A 13,474-nucleotide genomic window follows, 5' to 3' on the forward strand; every position below is an offset into this window, starting at 1 on the left:
ATTCAAAACGAAGGACATCGTACAGCAGACGTCCACGGGCTCATGCTGTCAAACGGGGACTGCAGCGCGCCGGGGTTGTGCCTCGCGCTTCGCGCCTGTTGTGGGCGAACCGCTTTGCGATGGAGACAGGCACCTTAATGCGCAGGCCGACGTTGCGCAATTGCGAAAGCCGCTCGCGCATGAACGGGAAGCGCCGCACATCGATGCAAGCGCTGTCGCCCGTTCCCACCGACCGGACGCGATGACCGGCATCAAGGTGCGGGCAGCAGCGAAATATCCGCGACGCGCAGGAAGAGGCTTCGCAATGTGCCGAGCAACGCGAGCCTGTTCGTGCGCAAGTCCGGGTCGTCGGCCATCACCATCACCGATTCGAAGTAGGCGTCAACGGGTTCCCGCAGGCGGGCCAGCCGCTTGAGCAGCCCGACATAATCCCGTGCGGCGATCATCGGCGCGCCATCGGACTGCGCCGCTTGCAGCGCCTGTGCGAGTTCCTTCTCCGCTCCTGCTTCGAGCAGTGCGTCGTCAATCGTCGTTGTCGCGACGTTGCCCGACTGCTTCAGGATATTGCCGATGCGCTTGTTGGCGGCTGCGAGGGATTGTGCGTCGGGCAGCGTGGCAAACTCGACCACCGCGCGCAGGCGGCGGTCAAAGTCGGTGAGGTCTGCGGGTGCAAGCGTGCGCACGGCTTCGAACGCTTCTCCCTGGATGCCCTGATCCGCGTAGTAGCTGCGCAGGCGGTCGAGGATGAAATCCCGGAGTTCCACTGCGAGCTGAGCACGACGCGATCCGGCGTCGAACGAAACCCCGTTGCCCTCCTTCGCTTTCGGCATGCCTGCCTCGAGCGCCGAATCGGGCAGCAGCGCCAACGCCTCGAAAAGGTGCGCGTCCAGATCGAGCGAGAGTCCACCCTCGATCAGCGTGCGCGCGAAACCGAGACCGGAACGGCGCAACGCAAACGGATCCTTGTTGCCCGACGGTTTCATTCCGACTGCGAAAATGCCCGCAAGCGTGTCGAGCCGTTCGGCGACCGCCAACACTTGGCCGACCTTTCCATGCGCGATCGCATCGCCGGCAAAGCGGGGGGCGTAGAACTCGTCCACTGCCTGCGCGACGTCGGCGTGTTCGCCGCTGGCCGTTGCATAGTAGCGACCCATCACGCCCTGCAACTCCGGGAACTCGCCGACCATGCGCGTCACGAGATCGCATTTCGCGAGACTCGCCGCGCGTGTCGCGAGCGCCGCGTCAACGCCCACTCGATTGGCAATCACGCGCGCCAGTTCGGCAACCCGCACGCTCTTGTCCCACACCGAACCGAGCGCCTGCTGGTAGGTGACGTTCTTCAACGCGTCGTGATAACCAGCGAGCGGTGTCTTCAGGTCTTCATCGTAGAAAAATTTCGCGTCTGCAAAGCGCGGGCGGATGACGCGCTCGTAACCCTTGCGGATTTCCGACGGGTCTTTCGATTCGATGTTGGCGACGCCAATAAAGTGTTCGGTCAGACGACCGTCGTCGCCAAACACCGGAACGAACTTCTGGTTCGTTTCCATCGTCATGACCAGCGCTTCGTGCGGGACGCCGAGGAACTCCGGGTCAAACGTGCACGCAAGTGCGACCGGCCATTCGGTCAGGTTTGCGATTTCGTCGAGCAGTTGCTCCGACAGTCGCGGAACGCCGCCGGTCTGTTGCGTCGCGCTCCCCACTTCGGATCGCACGCGCGCACGTCGCTCGGCCGGATCGGCAATCACTTTCGCCATGCGCAATGCATCCACCCATGAGTCCGCGTCGACCACATGCACGGGTTGCGGACGATGGAAGCGATGGCCGCGCGACATGCGCCCGGAGGTCACGCCGAGCACGTCCGCGTCAATCACCTGGTCGCCATGGAGCACGACGAGCCAGTGCGTCGGCCGCACGAAGGCGTACTCGTGATTGCCCCATCGCATCGGTCGCGGGATCGGCAATGCCTTCAGCGTTTCGGCGAGAATGTCGGGAATCAGCGCGGACGTTGGCTGGCCTGGTTTCAGCGCGCGATGCACGAACCACGCGCCCTTGTCGGTTTCGAGTTTCTCCAGCTGCGAGACGTCGACGCCACACGATTGGGCGAATCCGAGCAAGGCCTTGGTCGGCTCGCCAGTCGCGTCGAGTGCCGCATTGAGCGCTGGTCCACGGCGCTCCTGCTGCTGGTCCGGCTGAGCCGACTCAACGCCGGGGATCCACACCGCAAGACGACGCGGCGATCGATAGGCTTTCGCGCCTGCCGCGTCGATCACCACACCCCGCTTTGCAAGCCCGTCAATGATGCCGCGTGCAAACGCGTCGCCGAGCTCATCGAGCGCCTTCGGCGGCAGCTCCTCGGTTCCCAGTTCGATCAGCAGAGACTGCGCCATCACGCGGCCTCCTGCTCTTTGCGAACGCCGGGAAAGCCGAGTCTTTCGCGCTGTGCGTAGTACGCCTCGGCCACCCCGCGGGACAGCGTGCGCACGCGCAGGATGTAGCGCTGACGCTCGGTTACGCTGATTGCGCGTCGGGCGTCGAGCAGGTTGAACGTGTGACTCGCCTTGGTGACCTGCTCGTAGGCCGGCAGCGGCAGCCCGGCTTCGACGAGCTTTTTCGCTTCGCTTTCACACACGTCGAACCAGCGCAGCAGTTCGGCCACGTTCGCGTGTTCGAAGTTGTAGGTGCTCTGTTCCACTTCGTTCTGGTGGAACACGTCGCCGTACGTCACCACCCCATGGGGCGCATTGGTCCAGACAAGATCGAACACGTTGTCGACGTTCTGCAGATACATCGCGAGACGTTCAAGACCGTAGGTGATCTCGCCCGTCACCGGCCGGCACTCGAGACCGCCCGCCTGCTGGAAATAAGTGAACTGCGTGACTTCCATGCCGTTCAACCAGACTTCCCACCCGAGACCCCATGCGCCGAGCGTCGGCGATTCCCAGTTGTCCTCGACAAAACGCAGGTCATGCACCAGCGGGTCGACACCGAGCGCCTTGAGCGAACCGATGTAGAGATCAAGTAGATCGTCCGGATTCGGTTTCATCACCACCTGGTACTGGTAGTAATGCTGCAGCCGATTCGGATTCTGTCCATAGCGACCGTCCGTCGGTCGGCGCGAAGGCTGCACGTAAGCGGCCGCCCACGGCTCGGGTCCGATCGCACGCAGGAACGTGGCCGGATGAAAGGTGCCGGCTCCCACTTCGGTGTCGAGTGGCTGGATCAGCACGCAGCCCTGATTCGCCCAATAGGCATTGAGCGTCTGGATGATTTCCTGGAAGGTGGGTCCTGGCATGCGTCAGCTCACAAAGTTGCGCGCGAAAAGCGCGCTAGTATAACGACCGATGCGCAGCGCAGACTCCCGCCCATGGCCAGTGTGACCCAGCTTCCGGGCGGCGGTACCACGCCCGAACCGCGTTCGACCCTCGGCCTGCACAGTCGCCTCGATCTCGACGAAACGATCGCGGCGCTGATTGCCGACGGACTTTTCACCGACGTCGACGGCAAACGCGTTCGCGCCGACGTCCGCACGATGAAGGGGCGGGCCGAACTCCATCCATTGGTGCTCGTCGCCAATCTCAAACTTCCCGACGCGCGCCGGCCGGAAAAGCCGCTCAGTCTTGAAGTGCTGACGCAATGGCTCGCGGATCGCGCGTCACTGCCGTACCTGAAAATCGATCCGATGAAGATCGATGTCGCGGCGGTGACGCAGGTGGTCAGCCATGCCTATGCGCAACGCTATCGGATCCTGCCGGTCGCGGTCAGCGCCATGCAGGTGGTCTTCGCGACCTCCGAGCCGTTCGACACGCGCTGGGTCGCCGATCTCGGCCATATCCTGCGGCGCGACATCCAGCGTGTCGTCGCAAGTCCGCTCGATGTCGGCCGCTACCTGACCGAATGGTGGAGCGTGCAACGCTCGATCCAGCGGGCGAAGGATGCGAAGAACGAACTCGGCGACGGTCGCGGGATCCTCAACTTCGAACAACTGGTCGAACTCGGCAAAAGTGGCGACATCGGCGTCGACGACCGCCATGTCGTGCACATCGTCGACTGGCTGCTGCAGTACGCGTTCGAACAGCGCGCATCGGATATCCATCTGGAGCCGCGACGCGATACCAGCAACGTCCGTTTCCGCATCGACGGCGTCATGCACAAGGTATTCGAACTTCCGACGCCGGTGATGACGGCGGTGACGTCGCGCATCAAGATCCTCGGTCGTATGGACGTGGCCGAGAAGCGTCGCCCACAGGATGGGCGCATCAAGACGCGCTCGCAGGGTGGCCGCGAAGTGGAGTTGCGCCTGTCGTCAATGCCGACTGCGTTCGGCGAGAAAATCGTGATGCGCATCTTCGACCCGGATATCGTGGTCAAGGAATTCCGCCAGCTCGGGTTCGCGCCCGACGAGGAGAAGATCTGGCGCGAGTTCGTCGACCGGCCGCACGGCATCGTGCTGGTGACCGGACCCACCGGCTCCGGCAAGACCACCACGCTGTATTCCACGCTGAAGGTGCTGGCAACGCCCGACATCAATGTGTGCACGGTCGAAGACCCGATCGAAATGGTCTCGCCCGAGTTCAACCAGATGCAGGTGCACCAGGCGATCGATCTCGATTTTGCCGCCGGCGTGCGCACGTTGATGCGCCAGGACCCGGACATCATCATGGTGGGCGAAATCCGTGACCTCGAAACCGCGCAAATGGCGGTGCAGGCCTCGCTGACCGGTCATCTCGTCCTGTCGACGCTGCATACCAACGATGCGCCGAGCGCCCTGACACGCCTGCTTGATCTCGGCGTGCCCAATTATCTGATCCAGTCGACGCTGACCGGCATCGTCGCGCAGCGACTCGTGCGCACACTCTGCCCGCATTGCAAAACCGAGGCGCCGCTCGATGTTCAGGCGTGGGCCGCACTGACGCATCGTTGGCACCTGGCGCCGCCGGCAAAGAATTTCGGCCCCAAGGGATGCCTCGAGTGTCGCAAGACCGGTTTCCTCGGGCGTACCGGCATTTACGAAATGCTGCGGGTGTCGTCTTCAATCCGGGCGCTGATCCAGCCGAACATGGATCTGGCGAAGCTCACGCAAACCGCCTTCGAGGAAGGCATGCGGCCGCTGCGCGCATCGGCCGCGTCGCAGGTGGCGCGAGGGATCACCACCATCCCGGAAGTCATCCATGTCCTCCCGCCGATCGACTGATCGACCGGGCAATGCACGTTTGCTGATCGTGCAGACCGGCAGCACGTTTCCCCAATTGCGCGCGCGCCGCGGAGATTTTGCCGACTGGTTCCGCGTCGGCATGGGACTCGATCGTTCACAGGTGGAGGTCGTGCGGGCGGATGCCGGACACGTCCTTCCGCGCACTGCAGGCGATCACGCCGGCGTGATCGTGACCGGATCGCCGTCGATGGTGAGCGAGCGGCTCGCGTGGAGCGAAAACACCGCCGCGTGGTTGCGTTCGATGGTCGATCAGGACGTGCCGATACTGGGTGTTTGCTACGGCCACCAGTTGCTTGCCCATGCGCTCGGTGGACGTGTCGACTTTCACCCTGGCGGTCGTGAAATCGGTACGGTACGGATCGAACGGCTCGCGGCAGCCGGAGAGGACGCACTGCTTGGATCGTCGCCCGACGTGTTCAAGGCACACGCATCGCATCAGCAGAGCGTGCTGGAATTGCCGAGCGATGCAGTCGTCCTGGCGCGCTCGAGTCACGATCCGCATCACGCCGTGCGTTACGCCCCGAACGTCTGGGGGCTGCAGTTCCATCCGGAATTCAGCGCGGGGATCATGCGCGATTACCTGCAGCGACGCAGGCAGGCGATGAACGGGGATTGTCCAGCGGACTGCTGCGCGCATCGGGTCGGCGCACCGGCTCCGACCGCGCGACGCTTGTTGCGCCGCTTCCGCGACATCACGCGACGGGCATCCGCGCGTTCCGCTTGATTCATCGCCTCGCGGACGATAAACCGCGAGCGTTCAGTTGCTGCGGCGTGCGCGTGCGTTCCGCCGGATCGCCGCAAGCGGATCGCCCAGCTTCAATCCCGAGAGATAGTCGCTGATCGCCTGGTTGGTGACGTCGTAGAGCGGACGTCCCATCACCGCCGCCGCCGCCTTCAGACTGTCGCGCACCTGTTTGGACACACGCAGACTCGCATCGCGTGCGTCGTCCTTGTCCACTGTCACTTTTTTCATGTTGTTTTCCGCTGCACCAATGCAAGACGGCAAGAATTCCGCCTCGTCCAGAAGTGTAACTGTGCGGAGGGCTTCGGACGATGCGCGTGTCGCTCGTCAGGTGTCACGATTTGTGACTGCGGAATACGCGGTTTTTCCCTTGTTTCAAGGGGTTTTCCGCGAATCAGGAGTCTGCGCGACGCCCGGCTTCATCGGTCGCTGAGGGATTGTCATCGGCACTCGTGGAGGATTTGCCGGCGGTCAAGGTGCGCGCGCCGAAAATTCCAACCTCGTACAGAAGGCACATCGGTACCGCGAGCATCGTCTGCGAAAGAACGTCGGGTGGCGTCAGAACCGCGGCAATGACGAAGGCGCCGACGATCGCATAACGCCTGCTTCCGGCGAGCTGGTCGGGCGTCACCACACCGAGCGCGACGAGGATCACGAGCACGACGGGCACTTCGAAACAGAGTCCGAAGGCAAGAAACAGCATCAGGACAAAATCGAGGTAACGGCCGATGTCCGGCATCACCGCGACGCCCGCGGGCGCGACCGACGTCATGAACGTGAAGACGGCGGGAAGGACGAGAAAATACGCGAACGCACACCCGATGTAGAACAGCAGCACTGCGGAAACGAGGATTGGAACCGCAAGCCGCTTCTCGCTGCGATACAGACCCGGCGCCACGAACGCCCAGAGCTGGTAAAGCACCACCGGAATCGCGATGAACAGCGCGACGAAAAACGCGAGTTTCAACGGCGTGAGGAACGGCGACGCGACTTCGGTCGCGATCATGGTGCCGCCCTGCGGCAGGTGCCGGATCAGCGGCAGTGCCAGCCAGCCGTACAACTTGTTGGCGAAGAAAAGCAGCGGCAACAGCACGATGAGCACCGCAGCGACCGCCTTCAACAGGCGTTCGCGCAATTCGACCAGATGCGAGATGAAGGACTGCTCGCCGCCGTCGGCGTCGCCAGACTCAGCTTGGCTCATCGGTGGGCACGTGTCGGGTTGACGGTGCAGGACCGCGCATGACGTTTTCGACATCCGCTGCGGCCGCATTGACGTCGCTGCGGACATCCGCCGAGCGCCGGGTGTCCTCAAACGTTTTCTTGAGGTCTTCCGCCTGCAATTCCCGCTCGATCTCGGTGCGCACACTCTGCCAGCTGGAACGGGCACGACGCACCAGCGCTCCGACCGTACGGGCAACCTTGGGCAAACGCTCCGGTCCGAGGACCAGTAACGCGACCACTGCGATCAGCCCGATTTCGCTGAAGCCGATGTCGAACATGCGGTGCGGATCCTGAAACGATTCGATTGCCGTGGAGGACGCCTGCGCTTATTCGGCGCGTTCGGACTTGCGCTCGTTCGTTGCCGGCTCCACGGGGGGCGGATCCGCCTTCAGCTGCGGCTGCGCATCGCTGTCACCGTCCTGCATGCCCTTGCGAAATCCCTTGATTGCGCTGCCCACGTCCTCGCCGATGTTGCGCAGTCGCTTGGTCCCGAAAACCAGCGCAACGATCACGAGCACGATCAGCCAGTGCCAGATGCTCAAACCACCCATGACGATTTCCTCTGGACGAGTGCCGGCAGTCATCCCGGGCGGGACACTGCACTCGCGTGAATGATGATCGCCACGCCATCCGTGTCGACCTGCGAAACGCGATAAACGCGCGCCGCGCACGACGCGGCAGCGCGATCACTGGCGGCTAGTGTACTCCTCGAGCCGGTCGCGGAAATCCACGACGGCGTTGGGCACGTTGGTGACTCCGCCGTCGAAGATCCGACGCGCGGTGATTCCGTCACCATAGACAGCCTTGTTGGCATCGTTGTCGATCGTCAATGCCGTGCCATCGAGCGCCGCGCCGGCGAACAGCCCGCGTGCGCGAGAGTAGGAGTAGATCTCCGCTTTCAACTGGGCATCGGTCGAAGCCTGTGCCGAGCGCCCGACCGGGCCTGCCGCGGCCGATGCATCGGCCCCGATGGTGAATTTTCCATGGACGATCGAATCGACCCCACGCTGCGTTCGGAATACCAGAACGACGTCGGTGGAGGAGACTCCGGCCTGGAAGCCGATGCTGCCGCCGGTCAAGCCGATGAAGCTCGGGTTCGACCACGTTCCGTCACGGTTCTTGACCGCAATCACCCCATTTCCATGCCGTCCGCCAATGACCAGACCAGCCTTGATCACGTCGGGAATCACGGCGATCGCGTGGGCGCTCTGCAGCAATTCGCGCGGGATCGCCTGGTCTGGCGCCTGCATCACCTCGTTGAGTACACGAACCGCGTTCTCAGCGCGGGTCTGCTCCTCTTCGCCCGCCAGCGCGGGAAGCGCGAAAGCACTCAGAAGGACTGCGGCGAACGCAAACAAGGCACGATGCATCGACATCTCCGGTCAGGATATTCGATCCAACATATCCGCAGTGAGCTGAGTCCTGCGTGAAGCGCGCGCCGTTGCTGTCAGCAAGCCAGTCGCCGGGAGCGCCTCAATCCCGCTGCGCCGACGAGAAGACCGAGGAGACCGAGCGCCCATGGCGACCCGATTGGCGCCGGTTGCGGGCTCACCGATCCGCCGAGGCACTGGAGCGGGCTGATGACGAAGCCTTTCATGCCCGCCTGCCTGAGCGCAGCCGGACCGGTGATTGGACCGACGACGGTCATCGCCCCGGTGGTCGGATCGATTTTGGCCAGGTCGCTCCAGTCGGGAACCACGTCGCCATTGGTCGGAGGCACATAGTTCAGCACTGCCCACAACGTCCCGTCGGCGTCGAAACTCATTGAAACCGAGTTGAGGATACTGGGCGCGCCAGCGCCGAAATTTCCGACCAGGGTTGCGGCGCCAGTGGTCTCGTTGATGCGGTAGAAGCCGTGATCGGCGCGGCTGCCGCTGCCGTAGAGAACACCGCCGCGGGCCACCAGACCGGAAATGGCAAAGCCCGTATCGCCAACGCGTGTCGTCGCGCCCGTCCGCGGATCCACTTTCCAGAGCTGCTTGAGCACTCCGGACACCAGCCAGAAATTTCCGTCGCAATCGGACGTCATGCCGAGATCGAGGGCGTCGAACTGCCCAGACCCTTGGCCGGAAAGACCGAGGCTGCCAATGACCGCACCAAGGCCGGCGACAGGATCGACCTCGAGCAGGAGTTTGAAGCCACCCGCAACGGCATACAGAGAGCCGTTGGTGGCAGCGGTCAAACCGCTGATATTGGCGATATTTTGTCCGGAAAACGTCCCGGCCGTGCCGATACTCGTCGCCTCGCGGGTGGCAAGGTCGATGCGATAAAGAGTATCGAACGATTCGCCATAAGCCACCGTCGCCGCATTTCCCGGAAATGCAGAACAGACAAGCATCCCTGCCGCGATGAGGCGGAACAGTGAGCGCATGGCGGCGTGTTATCGTTGTAGGTAATGAACAGTCCCGCGGTGGTCCGCGGTGACGTTCCGAGTCTAGCAGTAATCCCGGACGCATCAAAACCAGGCCGGCGCAGGCGATTTCACTGTCCGCGCGGCGCATGGCTGCGGCGTTGCCCAGACTCACGTATTCCCAATCGAACGATGCCGCGCTACTTCGGACTACCCAATTACCGACACGACAGCGTGCCTTCGACCGGCGTTTTGCTGGTCAATCTCGGCACACCGTCCGCGCCGACCACGCGTGCCGTGCGTCGTTACCTGTCCGAATTTCTTGCCGATCCACGAATTGTCGAGCTGCCGCGGTGGCTTTGGCGGCTGATTCTTCATGGGTTGATCCTGCGCATCCGTCCGGCGAGATCCGCGGCTCTGTACGCGAAGATCTGGACGGCAGAAGGGTCGCCGCTGGCCACCGGCACAGCGGCACTCACCGACAAATTGCAGGAATCGCTGCAAACGCTCTGCCGCGGCCCCGTCATCGTGCGGCACGCAATGCGCTATGGCGATCCGGGGATCGGAGGCGCTTTGCGCGAGCTCGCAGCGGCGGGGGCGCAGCGGCTTCTGGTGCTCCCGCTCTTCCCTCAGTATTCCGGCACGACCACCGCGTCGGTGCTCGACGCGGTCACCCGCGAGCTGTCCACGTGGCGCTGGGTGCCGGAGTTCCGTTTCATCGCCGACTATCATTCCGAGCTGCGCTACATCGAGGCGCTCGCACGCAGTGTCGAACTGCACTGGCAGCGTCACGGACGCGCGCCGCGACTGCTGCTCTCGTTCCATGGGATTCCCGCAAAGTACTTCCGTGCCGGCGATCCCTATTTCTGCCAGTGCCAGGCGACCGCGCGTCGATTGCGTGAACGGCTCGGCCTGGCCGACGACGAGATGATCGTCGCGTTCCAGTCGCGTGTGGGCCGGGCAGCATGGCTGAAGCCGTATACGGAACCCACGCTGGAGGCCCTGCCCGGGCAGGGAATCAAGCGCGTCCAGGTTCTATGCCCTGGATTTTCGGTCGACTGCCTCGAGACGCTGGAGGAAATCGCACTGACCAACCATGCGCGCTTTTTGCGCGCGGGCGGTGAACGGTTCGAGTACATCCCTTCGCTCAATGCCAGTGACGACCACGTGGCAGCGCTGTCCGATCTGGTCCTGCGGCATGCGCAAGGTTGGCCGGAATTCGATCCAGGCTGGGACGCAGCACGCGTCACTGCCCAGCGTGCCGCCATTCGCAGCCGACAGGAACAGTTGCGCAACGTCGATGCCTCGCGCTGAGGAATATCCCATCGCGTGCGGGCAGCTGACTCTTGCGGCGAAGTGCTGGGGCGATCCGGCGTTGCCGCCGCTGCTTGCGCTGCATGGCTGGCTCGACAACGCGGGCAGCTTCGACTTGCTCGCACCGCTTCTCAGCACGGATTGGCATGTGGTCGCGATCGACCTGCGCGGGCATGGACGTTCTCCGCACATCGCCGAAGGCGCGTGGTACCACTACACCGACCATTTCGACGAGATCCGCGCGATCGCGGATCATTTCGGGTGGGAACGCGTGGATCTGCTTGGCCACTCCCTCGGCGGCTCGCTCGCCAGCCTGTTCGCAGCGCTGTACCCCGAGCGGGTCGGCCATCTGTTGCTGATCGAAGCGCTTCGCCCGCTGGCCGGAGGCGCCGACGAATCGCTCTCGCAGCTGCGCCGATCCATCGATCAGCGCGCGACATTTGGCGCGCGAAAATCGCTACGCGTGCATCCGGATCTCGATTCCGCGATCAGCGTTCGCATGCGAGCGGGCAACCTTTCGGAGCGGGCCGCGCGGGCGCTGGTCGAGCGCGGCACGCTCGAGGTCGATGGTGGCGTGATCTGGTCGAGCGACGCACGATTGATGCTTGCCAGCGCCCAGCGCTATACCGAGGCGCAAATCCTGTCGATGCTCGCCGGCATCCAGTCACCCACGCTGGTGGTGCTGGCCGATCCGCCAACGAGTTACCTGCCGAGGGAGATGATTGACCAGCGCGCGGCACAGGTGGCGAACATCAATGTCGTCGACCTGCCCGGCTACCATCACCTGCACATGGACAATGCGCCGGCCGTCGCAGCGGCCATTCGTACGTTCCGCGACGCCCACACGACGTAATGTCAGCAGCGTGCCGCTGACGCCAACTTCACGCGTCGGACGCTTGCAGCAGGCGGGTGAGTTCCGCCTTCAACGCCTGCCCATGGATCCTCAGCCAGTCGCGTTGTTCGCGCCATTCCGGATAGAGCTTCTCGACCAGCGCCCAGAAACGCGGCGCGTGACTTCGGATACGCAAATGGCAAAGCTCGTGCACCACGACATAGCGCAGAGCCGCCGGGGGCGCCAGCGCGAGCGCAAGATCGAGCGTTACCCTGTCGCGCGTGTCGAGGCTGCCCCACAAGCTTTTCAGCGGACGGAGTTTCACCGCGGTCGGAGCGCGTTCGAGTTCCGGACAATAGCGCGCGAGATAGCGGCTCACGTCGCGGCGGATCTGCGCTTCGAGGAATGAACGCAGCAGCGCGCGCGCAGCCGGCAGAGTGGACTTGCCGTGCGGGCGCGGCAACGTCAGCACCAGGCGATCATCGAGCTGCTCGATGCGCGGATACGGCCCATCGCGCCACGACAGCCTCGTGGTCTCTCCACGCAGCGGCATCACCGTCGCGGCGCCCGGCTTCAGCGCGGGCGGCGCCGATCCAAGACTCAATTCATCAAGCTTCCGCTCGAGCCATTCGCCGTGTTTGCGAAGGAAGGCGAACACCTGCGCCGGGTGGGTTCCCTCGGGATAGGTCACGCGTGCGCCCGAAGGCGTGACAGTCAGGCGCAATCGGCGCGCCTGCGGATGGCTCTTGCGCAGGACCTTGATCATCTCGCCCGCAGGCGTCGGCAACTCAAGGTAGTCGTTCGCGAAGTCCACGTCGTCACTCCACTGCAAACGTCCGGGGGAACGCTAGTCGCGTTCGCCTGGCCGCGGTAAACCGAACCATTGCTCAAGGCGCTCGAACAGGGTCCTCAATTCGAGCGTCATCAACGCGAAGCTTGCATCCAGCTCGGCACGTGCGGATTCCGCAGTGTCCTCGCCCATCTGATCCAGAACGACATCCAGGAATCGCAGCTTGCGCACGACGAGATCCTCGCCGAGCACGAAACTCATCCGATCCTCGAACACCAGTCCCAACTGGAACACCTGCTTGCCCGACTTCAGATGTTCCCTGACTTCATCCGATTCAAGGTCTTGACGACGGCAGCGGACGATGGCGCCGGCCTCCGCGGGATCGCGCAGTTCGACTTCCTCGCCGAGCACCAGACCCTCGGGCAGCTTGCCACCAACCAGCCAGTCCGTCATCAGGTTGCGCGGAGATTCCTCGGGCGCCATCGGTGTCGCCGGAAATCGCCCCAGCGCCTCACGCACTTCCGTCACCGCATCCTCGGCAGATTTCCGGCTTGCACTGTCGACCACGAACCAGCCGCGTTCGCTGTCCAGATAAGCAGAGAGTCGTGACGGGCGTATGAAGGCACGCGGCAGAAGTTCCGAAATCACTTCTTCTTTCAATCGCTTGCGTTCTTTTCCACCAATCCTCCGACCTTCCTTCTCGGTGATCTTCGACAGCTTGTCGGCAAGTTCCTCGTTGACCACGACGCTCGGAAGCAAGCGCTCCTCCGAGCCGATCGAGACGAGCGAAAATGCACCAATCTGGTGCACCAAGTCCTCGCTGTCCCTTCCAAAGGGCGACACGAAGCCGCGTGTGGCCAATTCCATTGGCCCACACTCGCGGAGGCGCTTTGATTCCAGCTCCTTGTCGAGAGTGTTCAGGGACTTGGACACACTCTCCGGGAAGCGGAACAGGCTGAGGTTGCGAAAAAACGTCATGGGATAGGCGCGTTTGAGGAAGAGAATGCAGAAAG

General features: G+C 63.4%; 13 protein-coding genes and 1 pseudogene. 4 read left to right on the top strand and 10 right to left on the bottom strand.

From position 1 onward, the window contains the following. Window positions 1-251: 251 nt before the first annotated feature. Entirely contained in the window at window positions 252-2,387 is a 2,136-nt protein-coding gene (glyS, locus tag ABIV12_RS01530; RefSeq protein WP_348055522.1) for a glycine--tRNA ligase subunit beta, read from the bottom strand. Further along, on the bottom strand, window positions 2,387-3,292 hold the full coding sequence (gene glyQ, locus ABIV12_RS01535) for a glycine--tRNA ligase subunit alpha (protein WP_348055524.1): 906 nt from the start codon (window positions 3,290-3,292) through the stop codon (window positions 2,387-2,389). The genes glyS and glyQ overlap by 1 nt, the downstream gene beginning before the upstream one ends. Before the next feature lie 72 nt (window positions 3,293-3,364). On the opposite strand from glyQ, the gene ABIV12_RS01540 reads away from it, so the two are divergent. Both ABIV12_RS01540 and ABIV12_RS01545 read left to right on the top strand, forming a co-directional pair. Then, window positions 3,365-5,191, top strand: coding sequence for a GspE/PulE family protein (locus tag ABIV12_RS01540; RefSeq protein ID WP_348055526.1), 1,827 nt, complete (start codon window positions 3,365-3,367; stop codon window positions 5,189-5,191). Then, window positions 5,169-5,936 carry a glutamine amidotransferase gene (locus tag ABIV12_RS01545; RefSeq protein ID WP_348055528.1) on the top strand — a complete coding sequence of 256 codons (768 nt, stop codon included), beginning with the start codon at window positions 5,169-5,171 and terminating at the stop codon, window positions 5,934-5,936. Before ABIV12_RS01540 ends, ABIV12_RS01545 begins: the two co-directional genes overlap by 23 nt. A gap of 33 nt (window positions 5,937-5,969) precedes the next feature. Here ABIV12_RS01545 and ABIV12_RS01550 read toward each other — a convergent pair whose 3' ends face one another. The 6 genes and pseudogenes from ABIV12_RS01550 to ABIV12_RS01575 all read right to left on the bottom strand — a co-directional run bounded on the left by ABIV12_RS01550 (window position 5,970) and on the right by ABIV12_RS01575 (window position 9,546). Continuing rightward, window positions 5,970-6,185, bottom strand: a complete 216-nt coding sequence (locus ABIV12_RS01550; protein ID WP_348055530.1) for a hypothetical protein — start codon at window positions 6,183-6,185, stop codon at window positions 5,970-5,972. 163 nt (window positions 6,186-6,348) lie between these two features. Continuing rightward, a complete protein-coding gene (gene tatC / locus ABIV12_RS01555; protein WP_348055532.1) occupies window positions 6,349-7,155 on the bottom strand; it encodes a twin-arginine translocase subunit TatC in 807 nt (268 codons plus the stop codon). Window positions 7,156-7,249: 94 nt separating this feature from the next. Next, window positions 7,250-7,453: pseudogene (tatB, locus tag ABIV12_RS01560) on the bottom strand (Sec-independent protein translocase protein TatB); the annotation flags it as partial. 48 nt (window positions 7,454-7,501) lie between these two features. Further along, window positions 7,502-7,726 (bottom strand): Sec-independent protein translocase subunit TatA, encoded by a 225-nt coding sequence (tatA, locus tag ABIV12_RS01565; protein WP_348055534.1) that lies wholly within the window; start codon window positions 7,724-7,726, stop codon window positions 7,502-7,504. Between the two features lie 135 nt (window positions 7,727-7,861). Further along, window positions 7,862-8,545 carry a lipid-binding SYLF domain-containing protein gene (locus ABIV12_RS01570; protein WP_348055536.1) on the bottom strand — a complete coding sequence of 228 codons (684 nt, stop codon included), beginning with the start codon at window positions 8,543-8,545 and terminating at the stop codon, window positions 7,862-7,864. 77 nt (window positions 8,546-8,622) lie between these two features. Then, on the bottom strand, window positions 8,623-9,546 hold the full coding sequence (locus ABIV12_RS01575) for a hypothetical protein (RefSeq protein ID WP_348055538.1): 924 nt from the start codon (window positions 9,544-9,546) through the stop codon (window positions 8,623-8,625). 171 nt (window positions 9,547-9,717) lie between these two features. On the opposite strand from ABIV12_RS01575, the gene hemH reads away from it, so the two are divergent. Further along, on the top strand, window positions 9,718-10,839 hold the full coding sequence (gene hemH, locus ABIV12_RS01580) for a ferrochelatase (protein WP_348055540.1): 1,122 nt from the start codon (window positions 9,718-9,720) through the stop codon (window positions 10,837-10,839). After that, window positions 10,826-11,692 (top strand): alpha/beta hydrolase, encoded by an 867-nt coding sequence (locus tag ABIV12_RS01585; protein ID WP_348055542.1) that lies wholly within the window; start codon window positions 10,826-10,828, stop codon window positions 11,690-11,692. Before hemH ends, ABIV12_RS01585 begins: the two co-directional genes overlap by 14 nt. A 28-nt stretch (window positions 11,693-11,720) precedes the next feature. Here ABIV12_RS01585 and ABIV12_RS01590 read toward each other — a convergent pair whose 3' ends face one another. Both ABIV12_RS01590 and ABIV12_RS01595 read right to left on the bottom strand, forming a co-directional pair. Next, the gene (locus ABIV12_RS01590) at window positions 11,721-12,437 is read right to left on the bottom strand and encodes a SprT family zinc-dependent metalloprotease (RefSeq protein WP_348055544.1); all 717 of its coding nucleotides are present in this window, start codon (window positions 12,435-12,437) and stop codon (window positions 11,721-11,723) included. A gap of 81 nt (window positions 12,438-12,518) precedes the next feature. Next, on the bottom strand, window positions 12,519-13,439 hold the full coding sequence (locus tag ABIV12_RS01595) for a recombination-associated protein RdgC (protein ID WP_348055546.1): 921 nt from the start codon (window positions 13,437-13,439) through the stop codon (window positions 12,519-12,521). Between the last annotated feature and the right edge of the window lie 35 nt (window positions 13,440-13,474).

Source organism: Dokdonella sp., from assembly GCF_039926425.1.
Taxonomy (GTDB): Bacteria; Pseudomonadota; Gammaproteobacteria; order Xanthomonadales; family Rhodanobacteraceae; genus Dokdonella_A.